The sequence below is a fragment of the Hyphomicrobium album genome (assembly GCF_009708035.1).
GTDB lineage: Bacteria > Pseudomonadota > Alphaproteobacteria > Rhizobiales > Hyphomicrobiaceae > Hyphomicrobium_A > Hyphomicrobium_A album.
The window spans coordinates 1,555,777-1,575,405 of sequence record NZ_WMBQ01000001.1 but is presented as its reverse complement, the minus strand read 5'-3'; the positions used below and the strand labels follow the sequence as shown (position 1 = coordinate 1,575,405).

Here is a 19,629-nt window from a genome sequence, read left to right as displayed (position 1 = left end):
TCGCAACGCCCATTGTGCTCCGCGTCATGATGGCGGAAGTTGGTGAACAACTCTCGCCGCCCCGGTGCTCATGCTCCTCCGCCCGCTCAATTGCCTTCTCGCGCCGCTCCTCGCGATCCTGTTGGCTGCCTCGGCGGAGGCGCAGCTTCTCGACCCGCGCAGCTCACCCGAGGCGGCGACCGGCGAGCAGACGCATGAATTGGCGATCGGCAAACGCCACATGGTCTCTGCCGCCAACGCACTCGCCGCCGAGGCGGGACGCGAGATGCTGCGCGCCGGTGGCTCGGCCATCGACGCGGCGATCGCGACGCAGCTTGTCCTGAACCTCGTCGAGCCGCAGTCGAGCGGCATCGGCGGCGGCGCCTTTATTCTCTACTGGGACAAGGCGAAGGCGGAGCTCAAGGTCTACGACGGGCGCGAGACCGCGCCGGCGTCGGCGACTCCCGACCGCTTCCTCGTCGACGGCAAACCGATGCCGTTCAACAAGGCGGTGCTGTCGGGGCTGTCCGTCGGCGTGCCGGGGCTCGTGCGCCTGCTCGAGGACGTCCACAAGCAGCACGGCAAGCTGGCCTGGGCGAAACTGTTCGAACCGGCAATCCGCCTCGCCGAGGGCGGCTTCGAGATCTCGCAGCGGCTGCACGTTCTCCTGCGCCTCGACGGCCCCGACAGCTTTGTGCCCGCGGCGCGCCGCTACTTCTTCACCGATGGGGGCAGCGCGCTGCCCATCGGGCACCGGCTGCGCAATGCGGAATTCGCCGCGACTTTGCGGGCGATTGCGGCAGGTGGCGCCAACGCTTTCTACGAGGGGCCGATCGCACAGGCGATCGTCGACGCGGTGGCGGCGGCGCCGACCGCGCCGGGCGGCATGACGCTCGACGATCTCAAGAACTACCGGGTGAAGGAGCGGCCGCCACTGTGCGTCAGCTACCGCGCCCACGAGGTGTGCGGCGTCGGTCCGCCGTCGTCCGGCGGGCCGACCGTGGCGCAGACCTTAAAGCTGATCGAACCGCTCGACATCGGCACGACGCCGGACGCGGCGCTCAACGCGCGGGCCGTCCATCTCATCACCGAGGCCGAGAAGCTCGCCTTTGCCGATCGCAACAAGTACGTCGGCGACCCTGACTTTGTCGCCGTGCCGGACGGATTGCTCGATGACGCCTACATCGCTGAGCGCCGCAAGCTGATCGACCCGCAGCGGGGTGTCGACAAGCCGAAAGCCGGCGAGCCGCCCGGTTTGAAGCGCCAGTCGTTCGGCGTCGATGCAACAATCGAGCGCTCCGGCACTAGCCACATCTCCATCGTCGACGAAGCCGGCAACGCCGTGTCGATGACGACGACGATCGAAGGCGGCTTCGGCTCGCATAATTGGGCCGCGGGCTTTCTGCTCAACAACGAGCTGACGGATTTCTCCTTCGCTCCGGTCGATGCGGCCGGTCAGCCCGTCGCCAACGCGGTGGCGCCCGGCAAGCGCCCGCGCTCGTCGATGGCGCCGACCATCGTCTTCGACACGCAGCGCAACGTCGAAGCCGTCCTCGGCTCGCCCGGCGGCAGCCGCATCATTCTTTACGTCTTGAAGACGCTGGTCGCATTGCTCGACTGGGGCCTCGACGCGCAGCGGGCAGCCGACCTCACCAACTTCGGCAGCCAGGGCAGCGGGCTGGAGATCGAGCTCGACTGGGCGGCCGTGCCGCTCGGACTGACGTTGCGGCCGCTCGGGCACCGGATCGTGCCGTCGCTGATGAACTCCGGCATCCACATCGTCATGCGCCGCGACGGCCGCCTCGAAGGCGCCGCTGACGCACGTCGGGAAGGCGCGGCGCTGGGGGATTGAGCCGATTGGCGCGGCGTGCGAACGGTAGGCGCCCGCTCGCCCCACAGAAGTGGCCCATGCCCGCTCCCTCACGTTCCATCACGGTGCTCGGCGCCGGCATCCTCGGCCTTTGGCAGGCGCTCATCCTGGCGCGCGCCGGCCATCGCGTGCGCCTCGTCGAGGCAAGCGAGGAGCCGTTCGCCGACTGTGCGAGCCTCTATGCGGCGGTGATGCTCGCACCCGACCGCGAGGCGGAGAACGCGCCGCCCATGCTGCGCCAGCTCGGCCGCGAAGGTGTCGGCTTGTGGAAGGGTTTCTATCCGCAGCTCAAAGCGAACGGCAGCCTCGTCGTCGCGGCGGCACGCGATCGCGGCGAGCTCGATCGCTTCGCGCGGCGCACGCAGGGGCATCGGCTCGTCGATGCCGGCGAGCTCGCGAACCTGGAGCCCGACCTGCACGACCGGTTCACGGCGGCGCTCTATTTTCCCGAGGAAGCGCACATGCCGGCGCCGGCGGCGCTCGCCTTTATGCTGGCCGAGGTACAGCGGGCCGGCGTCGAGATCGCCTTCGGGCAGGCGGATGCCGGAGACGGCGCCGATTTGGTCGTCGACTGCCGCGGGCTTGCCGCGCGCGATGCCCTGCCCGATCTGCGTGGCGTGCGCGGCGAGCGCATCCTGATCCGCACCCGCGAGGTCAAGTTGCGGCGGCCGGTGCAACTCCTGCACCCACGCGTGCCGCTGTACGTCGTTCCGTGGGACGAGGGCCTCTACATGATCGGGGCGACCCTGATCGAAAGCGATGAGGCGGGGCCGATGACCGTCCGCTCGGCGCTGGAGCTGCTCGGCGGCGCCTATGCCGTGCATCCGGCGTTCTCCGAGGCGGAGATCCTTGACCTCGGTGCCGCCGTGCGCCCCGCGTTTCCCGACAACGTTCCGCGGGCACTCGTGCGCGATAGCGGCCGGCGCATCTACGTCAATGGCGCCTACCGGCATGGCTTCTTGCTGGCGCCGGTTCTGGCAAGGGCGGTCGCCGCCTATATAGAAGACGGCACCGCCTCGGAGCTGGTGGTTACGAGCGGCCTCTGAGGTTTGGCGGTTGAAGGCGAAGGCAGTAGATCAACGGGATCGAGCCATGCCGTTGCAGGAGCTGAGACTTGACGGCCGGAACAAGGGTTGAAGTACGCACGATCATCGTCAACGGCGAGGCCGTGATGACCGCCGCGGCGACGCTCGCCGATCTCGTGGCGGAGCGAGGCCTTGGCGGTGCGCGCGTGGCAACCGCGCGGAATGGCACCTTCGTGCCGGAGAAAGCGCGCGCATCGACGCTGCTGTTTTTCGATGACCACGTCGAGATCGTCTCGCCCCGGCATGGCGGCTGAGTAGAAACACATGAACGCCCCCCAACTTCCAGCCAAGGCAACGACCGGTCTCACCCTCTACGGGGTGGAGATGACCTCGCGCATGTTGATCGGCACGGCGCAGTATCCCTCGCCCAGCGTGCTGGCGAGCGCGGTGGAAGCGTCGGGTGCCGGCGTCGTCACCGTATCGCTGCGCCGCGAGCAGGCGCGCGGCCGAACCGGCGAGCGGTTCCTGGAGCTGATCCAAGCGCTCGGCGTGCGCGTGCTGCCCAATACCGCGGGCTGCCACACAGTGAAGGAGGCCGTTACTACGGCGCAGATGGCGCGCGAGGTGTTCGGAACCGATTGGATCAAGCTCGAGGTGATCGCCAACGACGACACGCTGCAGCCGGAGGTGTTCGGCCTCGTCGAGGCGGCGGCGGCGCTGACCGCCGACGGTTTCAAGGTGCTGCCCTACACGATCGAGGACCTGTCTGTGGCCGAGCGGTTGCTGCGCGCCGGCTGCCAGGTGCTGATGCCGTGGGGCGCGCCGATCGGCACCGGCCGCGGACTCGCCAATCCCTATGCGCTGCAGAGCATGCGCGCCTACTACCCGGACGTGCCGCTGATCATCGACGCGGGTATCGGCGCGCCGTCCCACGCCGCGCAGGCGATGGAGATGGGCTTCGACGGCGTGCTCTTGAACACGGCGGTGGCCCGGGCCGGCGATCCGGTGCGCATGGCGGCGGCCTTTGCCCGCGCCATCGAGGCGGGCCGCGCGGCCTTCGAGTCGGGTCTCATGGGCGTGCGCGACATGGCGCAGCCGTCGACGCCCGTTGCCGGAACGCCGTTCTTCGACCTCGACCGCAAATGACGGCGGCCGGCGGCCTCGATGTTTTCTATCCCATCGTCCCCGATGCCGGCTGGGCCGCGCTGCTTGTACCGCTCGGCGTGCGCACGCTACAATTGCGCCTCAAGGATGCCTCGCCGGCAGACGTGCGCCGGCAGATCGGCGAATGCCTGGAGCTGACGCGCCGCCACGGCTGCCAGTTGATCGTCAACGACTACTGGCGCGAGGCGATCGGCGCCGGCGCCGATTATGTGCACCTGGGGCAAGAGGATCTCGCCGCCGCCGATGTCGCCGCCATCAAAGCGGCGGGCCTGCGGCTCGGCATTTCCACGCACAGCGAGGAAGAGCTTGAAATCGCTCTTGCCGCCGAGGCGGACTATGTCGCGCTGGGTCCGGTCTACGAGACGAAGCTCAAAGTCATGAAGTGGGCGCCGCAAGGGCTGGCGCGCGTCAGCCAATGGAAGGCCCGTATCGGCGCCCTGCCGCTCGTCGCCATCGGCGGGATAACGCCCGAGCGCGCCGACGGCGCAATCTCTGCGGGCGCCGACAGTGTCGCCGTCATCACCGACTTTGTGACAGCGCAACATCCTGTACAGCGGGTGCAATCCTGGCTAGCCTGGGCGGCGGAACGGCGTGCTCACGGTCCGAGTTAGCGTGTCGCGGGTGATCCTTTGACGTGCACGCGCGCTTGCATCGCGGGCGGTCGTGGTCGAAGAATGGAGCGGAGCTGTACGGTTTATATCGGCGTCGAGTACAGCCGCGCGCGGACAATGCATGGCGTTTCGTTTCAAGCTGGGTGAGCCCTTCGACGAGGGCAGCCGACGCATCGCCGTCGAGCAGATCGAGCGCGCGCAAAGCTCGCTGCACGACAAGCGCGATCAGGCCGTCTCTGTGCATGAAGCGCGCAAGTCGCTCAAGCGTTTGCGCGCCTTGCTGCGCCTCGTACGCCCGGCGATGGGCGAGCAGGTCTTCAGGGCAGAGAACGGCCAGCTGCGCGACATCGGATTAAGTCTGTCCGGGGCGCGCGACCGGCACGTGCTGCTGGAAACCGTCGACAAGCTCGAACGCGCGGGTCGTCTCGGGCGCAAGGGGCTGGCCGATACACTGCGCCAGACGATTGCGGCGGCCAACGGCGAAGGCACACCGCTCGGCACGCGAGGAGCACTTGCCCGGCTCGCCGAGGCCAAGAAGCGCCTCGCCGATATGCAGATCGCGGGCACGGGATTCGAAGTCGTGGCCCCCGGCCTGGAGCGCTCCTATCGCCGTTGCCGCCGCGCATTCTCAGCGGCCTATCGCGAGCCGAGCGACGAAGCCTTCCACGAGTGGCGCAAAGGCGCACAGGCGCATTGGCGGCAGATGACACTCTTGTCACGCGGGTGGCCCGACTATCTCGGCGCGCGGGCGGCCGAGGCCCGCAATCTTTCGCAACTCCTCGGTGACGATCACGACCTCGCGGTGCTGGTGGCCTTCGTCCATTCGGACGCCGGGGCTGGCCTACGTGGCGAGCAGGCCGCCTTGATCGAGCGTGCCGCACGCGAGGGTCAGGATCAGTTGCGTCTGTCCGCCCGGCCGTACGGCGAGCGCCTGTTCGCCGACGGACCGAAGCGCCTGTGCCGCAACATCGGCGTGTATTGGAAGGCCGCCTTCGACGCCAAGGAGCACGAGGTCGACGCGGACCAGTCGCGTCCGGCTCAGCCGGCACAGCGGGTTCGCCGGCAGAGCGCGCCGCGCCGACGGGCGGCTGCTCACCCCAAGGTTTGAGGTTTCGCCTCGGCAGTCCATATTGGCTGCGTTACCCCAGTCCCCCCGCCGGTAGCCGAAAGCCGAGCCAGTCGTGAACGAGACCAAGCCGACCGCCGTCTTACAGCCCGACATCGATCATCGCCCCGCCGACCACCCGAAGGCGCGAAGTGGGCGCATCGGCGTGCTTCTGCTCAACCTCGGGACGCCCGACGGCACCGACTACTGGTCGATGCGCCGCTACCTGAAGGAATTCCTGTCGGACGAGCGCGTCATCGAACTGCCGCGCTGGAAGTGGTGGCCGATCCTCAATCTCATCATCCTCACCGTGCGCCCCGGGCGCAAGGGCAAGGACTACCAGACGATCTGGAACAACGAGCGCGACGAAGGCCCGCTGAAGACGATCACCCGCTCGCAGGCCGAGAAACTCGCCGCGGCGCTGGGCGACCCGGAACGCATCGAGGTCGACTTCGCCATGCGCTACGCCAATCCGACGACCGACAGCCGTATCCGCGCGCTGCTGGAAAAGGGCTGCGACCGCATCCTGCTGCTGCCGCTCTATCCGCAGTACGCCGCGCCCACCACGGCGACCGCCGCCGATCAGGCGTTCCGCACCTTGATGAAGATGCGCTGGCAGCCGGCCGTGCGCGTGGCGCCGAGCTATCACGACGACCCCGCCTACATCGAGGCTCTGGCGACGTCGATGCGCCGCGATCTCGCCAAGCTCGATTTCACGCCCGAGGTAATCATCGCCACCTTCCACGGCATGCCGCAGGCCTATCTCGAAGCCGGCGACCCCTACTACTGCCATTGCCAGAAGACGTCGCGGCTGCTGCGCGCCGCGCTCGGCTGGCCCGAGGACAAGTGGCTCACCACCTACCAGTCGCGCTTCGGCAACGATCCCTGGCTGCAGCCCTACACGGACGAGACGGTGAAGCGGCTCGCCGCGGAAGGCGTGAAGCGGCTGGCGCTGGTCGCGCCGGGCTTCTCGGCCGACTGTCTCGAGACCCTGGAGGAGCTCGACGGCGAGAACCGCCACTATTTCGAAGACGGCGGTGGCGAGAAGTTCGCCTACCTGCCCGCACTCAACGACAGCGACGAGGGCATTCGCGCGATCGAGGCGGTCGTGCGCCGCGAGCTTTCCGGCTGGCTGTAGCGGCAACACGGCTTGCCGCGCGCCAAGTTCATGCGTAGCTTGCGCGCTGTTCCATAAGTAACTGCCGGCGAACTATTTTTTTACCTTATGTTTGCCTCCGCGCGCTATCGTGCGCATTAGCCCACCTGTGTCATCTCTCGGGGATCCCATGGAACCTGAAGTCCTGAGCCCGTTTTCCGGCGGCTTTGAAATCTTTGGCGTGCTGCTCGTCGTTCTCGCCATCGTCATCCTCTGGTCGACGGTCAAGATCGTCCCGCAGGGCAAGAACTACACGGTCGAGAATTTCGGCCGCTATACGCGGACCCTGGCGCCCGGCCTGCACATCCTCATCCCGGTGATGGAGCGCGTCGGCCACCGCATGAACATGAAGGAGCAGGTGCTCGACATTCCGAGCCAGGACGTCATCACCCGCGACAACGCCATGGTGCGCGTCAACGGCGTGACCTTCTTCCAGATTTTGAACGCTGCGCGCGCTGCCTACGAGGTCGACGCGCTCGAGCCTTCGATCATCAACCTGACGATGACCAACATCCGCACCGTCATGGGTTCCATGGATCTCGACGAGCTGCTTTCCAATCGCGATCAGATCAATGCCAAGCTGCTGCAAGTCGTCGATCAGGCCACCGAAGCCTGGGGCATCAAGGTGACGCGCATCGAGATCAAGGACATCGATCCGCCGCGCGACCTCGTCGACAGCATGGCGCGGCAGATGAAGGCCGAACGCGAGAAGCGGGCGCAGATCCTCGAATCGGAAGGCCTGCGCCAGGCGGCGATCCTGCGTGCCGAGGGCGAGAAGCTTGCCGTCGTGCTGGAAGCAGAAGGACGCCGCGAAGCTGCCTTCCGCGATGCCGAGGCGCGTGAGCGCGCCGCGGAAGCGGAAGCGAAGGCTACACAACTCGTCTCCGACGCCATCGCTAAGGGCAACGTGCAGGCGATCAACTACTTCGTCGCCAACAACTACGTGAAGGCGCTGGAATCCCTCGCCAAAGCTCCGAACCAGAAAGTCATCCTGATGCCGCTCGAGGCGTCGGCGGTGATCGGCTCGCTGGCCGGCCTGGCGCAGATTACTGGCGAAGCATTCGGCGGCGGACCGTCGGGGCAACCTGCGCCTGCGCCGCGCGGTAGCGTCCCGCGCGCGTAGCGATGGCGGTCACCCGCCGTCCCTTGCTATGCTGTGGCATTGCATTGGAGATGTAGGCCATGGGGTTGTCCGAATTCTTCTGGAATCTCGGCGCTTGGAACTGGTTCATCGTCGCCGTGGCGCTATTCGCTCTCGAATCGGTGGTTCCGGGCGTGCACTTCGTCTGGTTTGGCGTCGCGGCGGTGATCGTCGGGGCGCTCGGGCTCACGCTCGACATCGCATGGGAGTGGCAGTTGATCACCTTCGCCGTCATTTCTTGCATCACTGTGTTCTTCGCGCGCCGCTATGCGGCGCCCGACGTGGCTCGTAGCGACGAGCCCGACCTCAATGCGCGCGCGGTGCAGTACGTGGGCCGCGTCGTGACTGTCGAGCAGGCGATCGCCGATGGTCGCGGCAAGGTGCGCGTCGGCGACACGGTGTGGAACGCCCAAGGTTCGGACGCCCCGCAAGGCGCGCGGGTGCGGATTACCGGCACCAACGGTACCTGCCTTCTCGTCGAACATGCCCTCAACTGAGCCAGACCGGCGTCCAAGCGCCATCATCTGGCTCCTCGCCGTGATGAGCCTTTTGCTCCCCATTGCCGGCGTTGCCGCTGCCGTCTACGGCATCTACCTGACAGCCAACGGCAACATGCTCGGCTGGGTGTGGCTGCTCCTCGGCGTAGTTCTGCTCGTCGCCGATCTCGTCATCGACCAGAAGTGGTACGGCTGGATCCGCTCCAGCGAGCCCGATCTCAACCGCCGCGGTGCGCAGCTCGTCGGCCAGGTCGTGGTTGTCGTCGATGCCATCCCGCGCGAGGGTCGCGGCAGCGTCAAGGTCGCCGATACTGTCTGGCCGGCCGAAGGCGTCGAGGCGCCTGTAGGCGCGCGCGTGCGCATTTCCGGGTGCAAGGATACTGTGCTGAGGGTGGGGCCAGCCTAAACGGCTGGTCGCCCGCTTAGGCGATGCCGGCGCGCAAAAGGTCGTGCACGTGCACGATGCCGACCGGCTTGCCGCGCTCGACGACGAACAGCGCCGTGATGCGCGAGGCGTTGATCAGTTCCAGCGCTGCCGATGCGAGCATGCCGGGCTTCACCGTCTTCGGCGCGCACGTCATGATGTCGACGGTGCGCCGGCGAACAAGGTTTTCACCCATGTGACGCCGCAGGTCGCCGTCGGTGACGATGCCGATGAGCTTGCCCTTGGCGTCGACGATACCAAGGCAGCCCAGGCTCTTCTGCGTCATGATTACCAGCGCCGCGCTCATCGGCACGTTGTCGCGCGCCAGCGGCATGCGATCGCCCGCGTGCATGACGTCGGAAACATATTTGAGGCTGGCACCCAGCGAACCGCCGGGATGAAACGCCTTGAACTCTTGCGGGGTAAAACCCTTGGCTTCGAGCAGCGCCATGGCGAGGCAGTCGCCGAGGGCGAGCTGCATGGTGGTCGACGTGGTCGGCGCCAGGCCGTGCGGGCAGGCTTCCTTCGAGCGCGGCAGCTCCAAAACGATGTCGGAGTGCTGGCCGAGCGCAGATTCGATGCGCGAGGTGATGGCGATGAGTGGCACGCCGTAGCGCCGCGAATAGGTGATGAGCGGTTTCAGCTCGACGGTTTCGCCGGACCACGACAGCGCGAGCAGCACGTCGTCCGGCGTGATCATGCCGAGGTCGCCGTGCGAGGCCTCCGTGGGGTGCACGAAGAAGGCCGGGCGGCCCGTCGAGGCGAAGGTGGCAGCGATCTTCTGGCCGACATGGCCGCTCTTGCCGATACCCGTGACGACGACGCGACCCTTGGCAGCGCGCAAGATGCGCAGCGCGTCGGCGAAGGCGGGGCCCATCGGGCCGGTCAGCGACTCGCGCAGGCGGTTGAGTCCCTCGCATTCGAGGTCGAGCGTCCGCAGTGCGGATGCAACCGGAAGACGGCTCAGCTTTTTGCTGGCCTCGACCGATCCAAACTTGCGCAATGGCCCCTCGGCCGCCGTCATTGGCTTCAAACCCCCGATGCCCCAGCGACACGTAAGTCTTAACAGCTTCTTACAATTCTTTGGGGCTGTCCAGCCTCGGGCGCACGCCGTTCACCGGCCATCCCCGCAAACTAAACAGACCGTTAACCGACGCTCTCTAGCGTCATTCGCGAGCAAGTACGGCGTTCGCGTGATGTGCCTCATGGGAGCGCTTTTTGACTGGCGAGCGCAAGATCGTCGGGATGGTACTTGGCTTCGCCGCAGTCGTCGGCGTTGCGCTGATGCTCGTCCCGTGCCAGGCAACCGCCCAAATCCTCGACCCTCCGGGAGCAGGGGCCTCGGGCCCCCCGCGTCGGCCCCAGCTCCGCCCTAGCCTTCCCGACGATCCAGACCCCACCGAGGAAGACCGCCGTGCGTTCGACGATGGCCGCTTCGGGCCGAACGAGATGGTGCCGGCCCCGGTAGCCGCCATCCCCCAGGACGGCGACGAGGCGCCCGGCCAAGCTGCTGCTGAGGCGATTGGCGAAGCGGACGAAGAGATCGCCGAGGATGGCGGTGGGCTGGCGGAGGATGCGACGCAGCGCACCCGCATGGCCATACCGCAGGACGGCGATCCTGTTCCCGTCGTCGAGGCACAGGCGCCGCAGGATGGCGTCATCGATCTGAGCGAGCCGACCGCTCCCGTCGAGGGCCAAGAGGATATCACCGAGGCGGACATTCGCTCGCCGGAGGATATCCGGGCATTCGTCAATGAGCCGGGCGGCTACGACCCGCTGCTGCTCGAGGCGGAAGAGATCAACCCCGTGTTCAGCCCGAGCAACTTTCAGGGCTTCGCGCTCGATCCGTTTCCGCCGATCGGCACCAAGATCGGCAGCTTCCTGCTGTTCACGACGGTGGAGAGCGATGTCGACTACAACAGCAACATCTTCGCCTCGCCCGACGCCGAGGGCGACACCGCGCTTGAGGTGCGCCCGGCGGCGCGGCTGACCTCCAACTGGAGCCGGCACGCGCTGGAGTTCCGAGCGAGCGGCGATTTCAGCTTCCATGACCGATTCCCCTCGGAAGACGATCGCGCCTACCTGGTGGAAGCGCTGGGGCGCGTCGACGTCACGAGCTTCACGAACTTCCAGGGTTTTGCGGCGCACGAAGAGGCGCAGGAAAGCCGCTCCGCCATCAACGCGCTGTCGGCGGGCACGCGTCCCAACATCGTCGTCGACCGGCTGCGCGGCGCGTTCAATCAGCGCTTCAACCGGCTGACGGTGCAGTTGCGCGGTGCCAAGATCGACACGTCCTACGGCGACGACCTAATCGCCGGCGTGGTGGAGAGCAACGCCGATCGCAACTTCACGCTCTATGAGCAGGCGGTCCGCCCCAAGTGGGAATTCTCGCCTTACTTCTTCGTGTTCTCCGACATCTCCTTCAACCAGCGCGACTACGACGTGCCGGCCGATACGGACGGCATCATGCGCTCCTCGTCGGGCCAGCGGTACAGGGCCGGCGTGTCGTTCGGCGACGTCAGCCAAATCCTGCGCGGCACCATCAGCCTCGGCTACGGCGAGCAGACGCCGAACAGCCCCGAGCTTCCCGTCATCGACGGCCTGCTGCTCGATGCGGACCTCGCCTGGCAGATATCGCCGCTCACCGTGCTGAATTTCACGGCGACGACCGAGGTGGCCGAGACGATTACCGCCGGCTCGGGCGGCGTCATGGAGCGCACCTACGGGCTCGAGGCGCGGCACGCTTTTACACGCTACGTCGTCGGCAGCGTCGGCGTCGGCTACATGACGCGCGATTTCGTCGGTGCCGCCATCACCGAGGATCAGTTCACGGCCGGCACCGGCGTCGAGTACTACATGAACCAGTGGGCCGTGCTCTTCGCCCGCTACCAGCATACCGACTTCCAGAGCACGCAGCCCGCCAGCAGCTACACGGTGGAAGAGGTGCAGGCGGGGGTGCGCCTGCGCCACTAGCGGCTAGACGAGCTTGGCGATGCCCGCTTTCAGCGCCGGGGCCAGGTCCGGGCGCTGCAGCCCGTAGGCGACGTTGGCGAGCAGGAAGCCGATCTTGGTGCCGGTGTCGTAGATCGTGCCGTCGAAACGCACCGCGTGATAGGGCTTGCCCGCCTTCTGCATGGCGAGCATGGCATCAGTGAGCTGGATCTCGCCGCCGGCGCCGCGCTCCTGGGTGGCGAGCACGTCGAATACTCCCGGCTGCAGGATGTAGCGCCCGGTGATGTGCAGGTTCGACGGCGCCGTGCCCGGCTTGGGTTTCTCCACCATCTGCGTGATGCGCGAGACCTTGGCGCTCTTATCCTCGACGCCGACGATGCCGTACTGGTGCGTCTCGCTGTCGGGCACCGGCGATACCGCGATGTGATTGCCGCCGTACTCGTTGTAGGCCTCGATCATCTCGGCGAGGCACGGCTTGTCGCCGTAGTGGAGCATGTCTGGCAGCAACAGCGCGAACGGCTCGTCGCCGATGATGTCGCGCGCACACCACACGGCGTGCCCGAGGCCGAGCGGCGCCTGCTGGCGCGTGAAGCTGGTGCGGCCCGCCTCCGGCAACGCCTCGGCGAGCGCCGCGAGCTCGTACTTCTTGCCGCGCTCGCTGAGCGTCGCCTCGAGCTCGGGCTGGCGGTCGAAATGATCCTCGATCGCGCTCTTGTTGCGGCCGGTCACGAAGACGAAATGCTCGATCCCGGCGGAACGCGCCTCGTCGACAACGTGCTGGATCACAGGCCGATCGACCACGGGCAGCATTTCCTTCGGCACCGCCTTGGTCGCGGGCAGGAAGCGTGTGCCGAGTCCGGCCACGGGGAACACGGCCTTGCGGATACGCTGCGGGGAAGCGGGCATGGGAAACTCCGAAACTGCGGTCCGTTAACGGGTGGGAGAACTGGTGCGGTTCTTGAATGGCGCGATGCAGCTCTGTGTATGCACCTGAATCAATGCATAGTTAACACTGGGCGATGGTAAGGTGCGCCCCCGAGCGGTCGCGGCATTCTGGAAGGTACTAAGTAGCGATGACCATCCTCGTCACCGGCGGTGCCGGCTACATCGGCAGCCATATGGTTCTCGAGCTCCTCGATAGCGGGGAAAGCGTCGTCGTCCTCGACAACCTGTCGACCGGGTTTCGCTGGGCCGTGCCGCCCAATGCCACGCTCGTCGTCGGCGACATCGGCGATCAGGAGCTCGTCCGCAGCATCGTGCGCAAGCACGGCGTAAAATCGATCATCCACTTCGCCGGTTCGATCATCGTGCCGGAATCGGTCGTTGATCCGCTGGGCTACTATCACAACAATACCGTCAAGTCGCGCGCCCTCATGGAGGTCGCGGTCGAGATGGGCATCGAGAACTTCATCTTCTCCTCGACGGCGGCAGTCTACGGCATGCCGAAGGAAATTCCGGTGCGCGAGGATGCCGCGCTGGCGCCCATGTCGCCCTACGGCTCGTCGAAGCTGATGACCGAAATCATGCTCGCCGATACCGCGCGGGCCCACAATTTCCGCTACGTGGCGTTGCGCTATTTCAATGTCGCCGGCGCCGACCCCAAGGGCCGCTCTGGCCAGTCGACCCCGCAGGCGACCCACCTCATCAAGGTCGCGTGCGAGACGGCGCTCGGAAAGCGCTCGCACATGGAGGTGTTCGGCACCGACTACCCGACGGCCGATGGCACCTGCATCCGCGACTACATCCACGTGACCGACCTCGTGCGCGCCCATATGGCGGCGCTCCGGCACCTGCGTGCCGGCGGCCAATCCGAGGTATTCAACTGCGGCTACTCGAAGGGCTTCTCGGTGCTGCAGGTCATCGAGGCGGTCAAACGCTCGTCCGGCGCCGACTTCGAGGTGCGTTTGTCGCCGCGCCGCGCCGGCGACCCGGCGGCAATCGTCGCCGCCTCCGACAAGATCCGCATGCACCTGGGCTGGCGGCCTGAGTTCGACAGCCTCGAAACGATCACGGTGCAGGCGCTCGCCTGGGAAGCGCATTTGCAGCAGTTCAAGCACGCGAGCTAGCCTGAGGGCGCTCGCAGGGCCGCAAAATTGCCCGGAAAATACGATGACGAGGGCTCCTCTGCGTGCGCGTCGCGCGCATGTGGGCCAACAGCGAAGCATTCGCGGGAGGATCGCGTGGTGATCAGCAGCATGGCAACGTCGCGCCGCCGGTTGAGTTCGGGCGCGTCGGCGCTGCTCGGTGTCGCACTCGTTCTGTTGGTGGCGGCATCGCCCGCCCGCGCCGATGCGTGGAGCGACTTCATCGCCGGCCTTTGGCCCGACGCGCAGAAGGAAGGCGTGTCGCGCGCCACCTTCGATGCGGCGTTTCGCGGCGTAACACCGGATTATTCGCTACCTGACCTCATCGTCGCCGGCAAGAAGCGCGACGACAACGCCGGCCAGGCCGAGTTCACCAAGTCGGCGTTCGAGTACCTCAACCCGAAGTACCTTTCGACGCTCGCCGTGCAGGGACGCAAGTTCCTCAAGGACCACGAGCGCGACATTATCAATATCGAGAAGAACACCGGCGTCGATCGCTACATCATGGTCGCGATCTGGGGGCGCGAGACGGCGTACGGCAGCCACAAGCTGCCGCATGACGCGATTCGCGTGCTGGCGACGCAAGCCTTCACCGGCCGCCGCAAGGACGAGTTCCGCCTCGAAATCATCGCCGCGCTGAAGATGCTGCAGGCGGGCGTGCCGCGCTCCAAGATGCGTGCTTCCTGGGCCGGCGCCGTCGGCCTCACGCAGTTCATGCCCACCGAATATTTCAAACACCTCGAAGACGGCGACGGCGACGGCAAGGCCGACATTTTCGACAGCGTACCCGACGCGCTCGCGTCCGCCGCCCGCCAGCTCGCCAACAAGGGCTGGGTGCGCGGGCTGCGCTGGGGCTACGAGGTCAACATGCCCGCCGGCGGCGACTGCTCGCTCGAAGGCCCGCCCGGCGAGCGCACGATCGGCGAATGGCAGAAGCTCGGCTTCGAGCGCACCGGCACCAAGCCGTTCCGCCCCGACGAGGCCGGCATCGGCGCCTACCTGATGATGCCGTCCGGCGCCTATGGGCCCGGCTTCCTCGCCACGCAGAACTTCAAGGTCATCCGCCTCTACAACACGTCCGACCTCTACGCGCTGTTCGTGGGCGACCTCGCCGATCGCATCGCCGGCGCCGGCGGCTTCCACGTGCCCGCGGCGCAGGTGGCGCAGCCGCGCACCGCGCAGGTGAAGGAGGTGCAGGAGCGGCTGCAGGCGCTCGGCTACCCGATGGACAAGATCGACGGCAAGATCGGCTCCAATACGCGCCGGCAGGTCGGCACCTATCAGAAGTCGGTCGGCATCAAGATCGACTGCTGGCCGACGGAGGCGACGCTTGCGCATCTGCGTTCCAACGCCGCGCGCACCCCGCAGTAAGACCCCGGCTAATCGACGCTAGAAAAATCTGCGGCGCGTGCTATGCCCGAAGCGCCGGCGCCCTCGTTGCGGCCGGCATTATAGTCGCGCAGGAGACCGTATGGATCGCTGGGTCGAGGAGACGTTTCATCCCCATTGGCGCGTGCGCCTCGCGGCCGACGAGGTGCTGCACGAGGTGAAGACGGACCACCAGGACCTGGTGATCTTCAAGAACCGCACGTGGGGCACGGTACTGATGCTGGACGGCGTCTGCCAGCTCACGACATCGGACGAGTTCATCTACCACGAGATGATGGCGCACGTGCCGTTGATGGCGCTCGACAAGCCCAAGCAAGTGCTGGTCGTCGGCGGCGGCGACGGCGGTGTCTTGCGCGAGGTCCTGAAGCATCCGAGCGTCGAAAAGGCGATGCTCTGCGAGATCGACCGCGAGGTGATCGACACGGCGCTGAAGTACTACCCGGAAATCCCCGGCAACACTTTCGACGACGAGCGCAGCGTCGTGGTCATCGCCGACGGCCGCAAGTTCGTCGCCGAGACCGACGAGCGCTTCGACGCCATCATCGTCGACTCCTCGGAACCGATAGGTCCATCGGCCGCGCTGCACACGCCGGAGTTCTTCGCCGCCTGCAAGCACGCGTTGAAGGACGATGGCATCCTCGTCACCCAGAACGGCCTCCCGTTCCTGTTTCCCGATCAACTACGCGACACCACGCACGCCTTCGCTGGGCTGTTCGACCACGTGGCGCCCTACATGTGCACGCAGCCCTGCTATTTCGGCGGCCCCTTCGCGCTCAACTGGGCGTCCAACGAGGACGATCACCTCGACATCACCGCGAAGAAGCTGGCGAAGCGCCAGGAGAAGCGCGGCATCGAGACCCGTTATTGGACGCCGGCCGTGCATCTCGCGGCGTTCGCGCTGCCGCGCTATGTCGAGACGGTGGTCTGGCAGGCGATCTTCGACGGCCGCAACGACCGCGCGAAGAACGGCCGCGGCAAGAATAAGAACGACAAGAAGGCGCGGGCTTAGGCGTCAGGTCGGCTCGGCCATGTGCGTGCCGAGCAGGCTGTCGTAGACCTGCAGCGTCTGCTGCTTCATCTGCTTCAGCGAAAACGACTTCAAGACGTGGTTGCGAGCGCGCGCCCCCATGCGTGCGCGCTCCTCCGGCGACATCGACGACGCCTCGGCGATTGCCGCCGCAAGCCGCTCGGCATCTTCCGGCGGCACGAGCCAGCCCGTCGCCCGCTCCGGCTCGACGCCGGGCCGACCGAGCACCGTCTCGGGCGGAGCGCCAATGTCGGTGGCAATGACGGGCGTGCCTATCACCTGCGCCTCGGTGGCGGCACGGCCGAACGCTTCCGGCTCGACCGAGGCGACGACCGCCACATGCGCCGCGCAGAATGCCGCCGCCATGTCGTCCTCGTGACCGACGAGCAAAACGCGGTCTTCGAGCCCGGCCGCCTGGATTTGCTTCATCAATGCCGACCGGTAGGCGTTGCGCCGCTGGGCGTCGCCGGCAAGCACGAACACGACATCGTCGAGGGAACTCTGCTTGGCCAGCTGCGCGGCCGCCGCGATGACGAACTTCTGGCCCTTCCACGGCGTCAGGCGCGCAGCGTGTAGAACCACGCGCTTGTCGGGGGCGACGCTCCAGCGGCGGCGCACGGCGGCGACGCGGTCTGCCGCCACGTTCGCCGGATCGAACAACCGCCCGTCGACACCGCGATAGATGACGTGCAGCCTGGCGCGCGACGTGCCGTAGCGCATGCGGATGAGGTCGGAGGTGTAGTGCGAGTTGGCGATCACCGCGTCGCCGCGCGCCATCACGCTGTTATAGAGGCGCTTGATGTCGGATTTTTCCGAGTAGGCGCCGTGGTAGGTGGTGACGAACGGCACACCGGTGCGGCGCGCCGCCAGCAGCGCGCTCCACGCCGGGGCGCGGCTGCGGGCATGAATGAGATCGACCCCGTCGCGGCGCACGACGTTGGCGATGCGATGCACGTTCCATAGGAGCCGGAGCGGGTTCTTGACTGCGGCAGGGAAAAATTGCACCTCGGCGCCGGTATCGCGCAGCCGCTGCACCAGGCGTCCGCCCTCGGTCAAGACGATGCAGTGGCCGCCGGCCGAATGCACGGCGTCGGCTATCTCGATGGTGGACAGCTCCGCTCCGCCGGTATCGAGCTCGGGGATGATCTGCAGTATGGTCGGGCGCTTCTCGGCCACGCGCTTTTCTCCGGCGACAAAGAGGTTCTTTAGATTGAGTGAGAGCGAACCGCAATTCCTCGACTTAGGGGCGGGCGAAACTGCCCCCGCGCGACGCATCGCCTACCGGTCCGATCCGGCTCCCGCCGGCGGGATCGGGCTGTTCTGGCTGTCGGGCTACAAGTCCGACATGGCGAGCACCAAAGCGACGGAGCTTGCCGGCTTCGCACGGGCCAACGGGTACGGCTACACCCGCTTCGACTATTCCGGTCACGGCGTCTCGAGCGGCAAATTCGAGGACGGCACGATCGGCGCGTGGCTGGAGGAGGCGGAGGCGGTGTTTCACCGCCTCACCGAAGGCCGCCAGATCATCATCGGCTCGAGCATGGGCGGGTATATCGCGCTGCTCTTGCTCCGGCGGATGATGGCGGTGGCGCCGGACGACGCGGCGCGCATCGCCGGCCTCGTGCTCATCGCCCCGGCGTGGGACATGACCGAAGAGCTCATGTGGAAGCAGTTCAACTTCAAGGCGCGGCGCCAATTGGAGGAGACCGGCGTCTTTCATCAGCCGTCGGAATACGGCGAGCCCTACGCGATCACGCGGGCCCTGATCGAGGAGGGGCGCAGTCATCTCATGGCGAAGAAGCCGTTCGATCCCGGCCGCCCGATCGTCATCCTGCAGGGGCGGCTCGACACGGCCGTGCCCATCGGCCATGCCCGTGCGCTCTTGCGGTTGATACAAGGCGGCTGGGCAGAATTGATCGAGATTCCCGACGGTGAGCACCGCCTTTCGCGGCCGCAGGACTTGTCGCTGCTTTTCACAAAAATAGACGAGGTGGGAAGGCGTTAGCCTCCCTCTATTTGGGCATCGACAGGCGCCCCGGTCCGTGGAAAGCTACCCTGGTGTTTGCGTTACAGCGAGTTCCGCCATGAAGCCAGTGGGCCTTGTCGCCCTCACGGTGGCGTCTCTACTGCCGTTCTATCCGTTCACCGCCGCGGCGGGTGCAGGTGCCGGAGGCGGTACCAGCATGGAAGTAGAAAAACCGGCCGCTGCTCCGGCCGAGCCTGAAGGCGGCTACCGGCCCCGCTGGGCCGATCCCAATGCCAAGCCGCCCGAGCCCGGAATAGAGAACGACCCGACGCCGTTCGACCCCGCCGATGTCGACGCCAATACCGACTCGCTCAACAACAACCTCAGCCCGATCAATCCCGACTGAGACGCGCGATGCGGCTTCTGCCGCATTGCGTGAACCTCGGAAGGTTTGATGCGTTGCCCAGAATGGGGATCGCAGAAATTCAGGAGCTTCCGCCACATTTCAACAGATTGCGCGCCGTCAAAGATCATGGGCGCGCCATAGGTCGACCACGAGCGAACGCTTTGATCGGCCCACTACTTCGTGACGGTCCGAAACCGGAGAGAACGATGGAAAGACCCCTGCAGATCGCATTCAAGAACGTCGACAGTTCCGCTTCATTGGAGGCACTCATTCGCGAACGGGTGGAGCGGCTGCAGCGCTTCCACCACAACATCACCGGCGCCCGCGTCGTCGTCGAGATACCGCACCGTAGTGCCGAGGGTGCCAAGCCGCCGCTCGGCATCGTCGTCGAGGTCGACATTCCAGGACGCAACCCCGTGATCGGCAAGGGCGAGCAGGAACGACGCGAGGTGAAGGGCGACAGCACCGCCATCGTCAATCGCGTCTTCGAGGCGGTCGAGCGCCAACTCGAGCAGATTGCCGCCATCCGCAAGGGCGAGGTGAAGCAGCACGGCTCTGCCGGCGACACCGGCGTCGTGGTGCGGATATTCCCCGACCAGAGCTATGGCTTCATCGAGGTGAAAGATTCCCCCGACCTCTACTTCTCCCGCGATGTCTGCGGCAACAGCTCGTTCGAGGAGATCAAGGTCGGCTCCCTCGTTCACGTGACCCGTGCCACCGCCGAGGGTCCGATGGGGCCACAGGCAAGCTCCGTAAAGCTGATGGGCGCCAGTCGTAGTCCTTCATGATGTGGCCAACATGCATCCGTCGCTTTTCCCCGGCATGCTAGGAAG

At 66.5% G+C, this 19,629-nt stretch carries 20 protein-coding genes; 17 read left to right on the top strand and 3 right to left on the bottom strand.

Annotation, left to right across the window (positions count from 1 at the left end; all coding sequences use genetic code 11):
* Window positions 1-70: 70 nt before the first annotated feature.
* The 10 genes from ggt to GIW81_RS07590 all read left to right on the top strand — a co-directional run bounded on the left by ggt (window position 71) and on the right by GIW81_RS07590 (window position 8,954).
* Window positions 71-1,831, top strand: coding sequence for a gamma-glutamyltransferase (gene ggt, locus GIW81_RS07635; protein ID WP_154738662.1), 1,761 nt, complete (start codon window positions 71-73; stop codon window positions 1,829-1,831).
* Between the two features lie 56 nt (window positions 1,832-1,887).
* Window positions 1,888-2,895: an FAD-dependent oxidoreductase gene (locus tag GIW81_RS07630; protein ID WP_154738661.1), complete on the top strand. Its 1,008-nt coding sequence runs from the start codon at window positions 1,888-1,890 to the stop codon at window positions 2,893-2,895.
* 68 nt (window positions 2,896-2,963) lie between these two features.
* On the top strand, window positions 2,964-3,188 hold the full coding sequence (gene thiS, locus GIW81_RS07625) for a sulfur carrier protein ThiS (protein ID WP_267873814.1): 225 nt from the start codon (window positions 2,964-2,966) through the stop codon (window positions 3,186-3,188).
* Window positions 3,189-3,198: 10 nt separating this feature from the next.
* The gene (locus GIW81_RS07620; RefSeq protein WP_154738660.1) at window positions 3,199-4,020 is read left to right on the top strand and encodes a thiazole synthase; all 822 of its coding nucleotides are present in this window, start codon (window positions 3,199-3,201) and stop codon (window positions 4,018-4,020) included.
* Entirely contained in the window at window positions 4,017-4,649 is a 633-nt protein-coding gene (locus GIW81_RS07615; protein ID WP_154738659.1) for a thiamine phosphate synthase, read from the top strand. Before GIW81_RS07620 ends, GIW81_RS07615 begins: the two co-directional genes overlap by 4 nt.
* A 52-nt stretch (window positions 4,650-4,701) precedes the next feature.
* A complete protein-coding gene (locus GIW81_RS07610; RefSeq protein ID WP_210251914.1) occupies window positions 4,702-5,757 on the top strand; it encodes a CHAD domain-containing protein in 1,056 nt (351 codons plus the stop codon).
* Between the two features lie 73 nt (window positions 5,758-5,830).
* Entirely contained in the window at window positions 5,831-6,892 is a 1,062-nt protein-coding gene (gene hemH, locus GIW81_RS07605) for a ferrochelatase (protein ID WP_407658164.1), read from the top strand.
* 148 nt (window positions 6,893-7,040) lie between these two features.
* Window positions 7,041-8,033, top strand: coding sequence for an SPFH domain-containing protein (locus tag GIW81_RS07600; protein ID WP_154738657.1), 993 nt, complete (start codon window positions 7,041-7,043; stop codon window positions 8,031-8,033).
* A gap of 59 nt (window positions 8,034-8,092) precedes the next feature.
* Window positions 8,093-8,548: an NfeD family protein gene (locus tag GIW81_RS07595; RefSeq protein ID WP_154738656.1), complete on the top strand. Its 456-nt coding sequence runs from the start codon at window positions 8,093-8,095 to the stop codon at window positions 8,546-8,548.
* Window positions 8,549-8,591: 43 nt separating this feature from the next.
* Window positions 8,592-8,954: an NfeD family protein gene (locus GIW81_RS07590; RefSeq protein ID WP_195930448.1), complete on the top strand. Its 363-nt coding sequence runs from the start codon at window positions 8,592-8,594 to the stop codon at window positions 8,952-8,954.
* A gap of 16 nt (window positions 8,955-8,970) precedes the next feature.
* Here the strand turns inward: GIW81_RS07590 and GIW81_RS07585 are convergent, their stop codons facing one another.
* Window positions 8,971-9,996, bottom strand: a complete 1,026-nt coding sequence (locus tag GIW81_RS07585) for a KpsF/GutQ family sugar-phosphate isomerase (RefSeq protein WP_154738654.1) — start codon at window positions 9,994-9,996, stop codon at window positions 8,971-8,973.
* Window positions 9,997-10,190: 194 nt separating this feature from the next.
* Here GIW81_RS07585 and GIW81_RS07580 point away from each other — a divergent pair, with 194 nt between their 5' ends.
* Window positions 10,191-11,945 carry an outer membrane beta-barrel protein gene (locus GIW81_RS07580; RefSeq protein WP_154738653.1) on the top strand — a complete coding sequence of 585 codons (1,755 nt, stop codon included), beginning with the start codon at window positions 10,191-10,193 and terminating at the stop codon, window positions 11,943-11,945.
* Between the two features lie 3 nt (window positions 11,946-11,948).
* On the opposite strand, the gene galU is transcribed toward GIW81_RS07580, so the two are convergent.
* Window positions 11,949-12,830: a UTP--glucose-1-phosphate uridylyltransferase GalU gene (gene galU, locus GIW81_RS07575; RefSeq protein ID WP_154738652.1), complete on the bottom strand. Its 882-nt coding sequence runs from the start codon at window positions 12,828-12,830 to the stop codon at window positions 11,949-11,951.
* A 167-nt stretch (window positions 12,831-12,997) separates the two neighbouring features.
* On the opposite strand from galU, the gene galE reads away from it, so the two are divergent.
* From galE to speE, 3 genes are all read left to right on the top strand, one after another.
* Entirely contained in the window at window positions 12,998-13,990 is a 993-nt protein-coding gene (gene galE, locus GIW81_RS07570; RefSeq protein WP_154738651.1) for a UDP-glucose 4-epimerase GalE, read from the top strand.
* Between the two features lie 114 nt (window positions 13,991-14,104).
* Window positions 14,105-15,379: a lytic murein transglycosylase gene (locus GIW81_RS07565; RefSeq protein WP_324614929.1), complete on the top strand. Its 1,275-nt coding sequence runs from the start codon at window positions 14,105-14,107 to the stop codon at window positions 15,377-15,379.
* Between the two features lie 100 nt (window positions 15,380-15,479).
* Window positions 15,480-16,406 carry a polyamine aminopropyltransferase gene (gene speE, locus GIW81_RS07560; protein ID WP_154738650.1) on the top strand — a complete coding sequence of 309 codons (927 nt, stop codon included), beginning with the start codon at window positions 15,480-15,482 and terminating at the stop codon, window positions 16,404-16,406.
* Between the two features lie 3 nt (window positions 16,407-16,409).
* On the opposite strand, the gene GIW81_RS07555 is transcribed toward speE, so the two are convergent.
* Window positions 16,410-17,600 (bottom strand): glycosyltransferase family 4 protein, encoded by a 1,191-nt coding sequence (locus tag GIW81_RS07555; protein ID WP_324614928.1) that lies wholly within the window; start codon window positions 17,598-17,600, stop codon window positions 16,410-16,412.
* Between the two features lie 34 nt (window positions 17,601-17,634).
* On the opposite strand from GIW81_RS07555, the gene GIW81_RS07550 reads away from it, so the two are divergent.
* The 3 genes from GIW81_RS07550 to GIW81_RS07540 all read left to right on the top strand — a co-directional run bounded on the left by GIW81_RS07550 (window position 17,635) and on the right by GIW81_RS07540 (window position 19,584).
* Window positions 17,635-18,429 (top strand): alpha/beta hydrolase, encoded by a 795-nt coding sequence (locus GIW81_RS07550; protein ID WP_195930547.1) that lies wholly within the window; start codon window positions 17,635-17,637, stop codon window positions 18,427-18,429.
* A gap of 79 nt (window positions 18,430-18,508) precedes the next feature.
* Window positions 18,509-18,796: a hypothetical protein gene (locus tag GIW81_RS07545; RefSeq protein ID WP_154738647.1), complete on the top strand. Its 288-nt coding sequence runs from the start codon at window positions 18,509-18,511 to the stop codon at window positions 18,794-18,796.
* A 206-nt stretch (window positions 18,797-19,002) separates the two neighbouring features.
* Complete coding sequence (locus GIW81_RS07540; RefSeq protein WP_154738646.1) at window positions 19,003-19,584, top strand: HPF/RaiA family ribosome-associated protein; 582 nt, start codon at window positions 19,003-19,005, stop codon at window positions 19,582-19,584.
* Window positions 19,585-19,629: the final 45 nt, after the last annotated feature.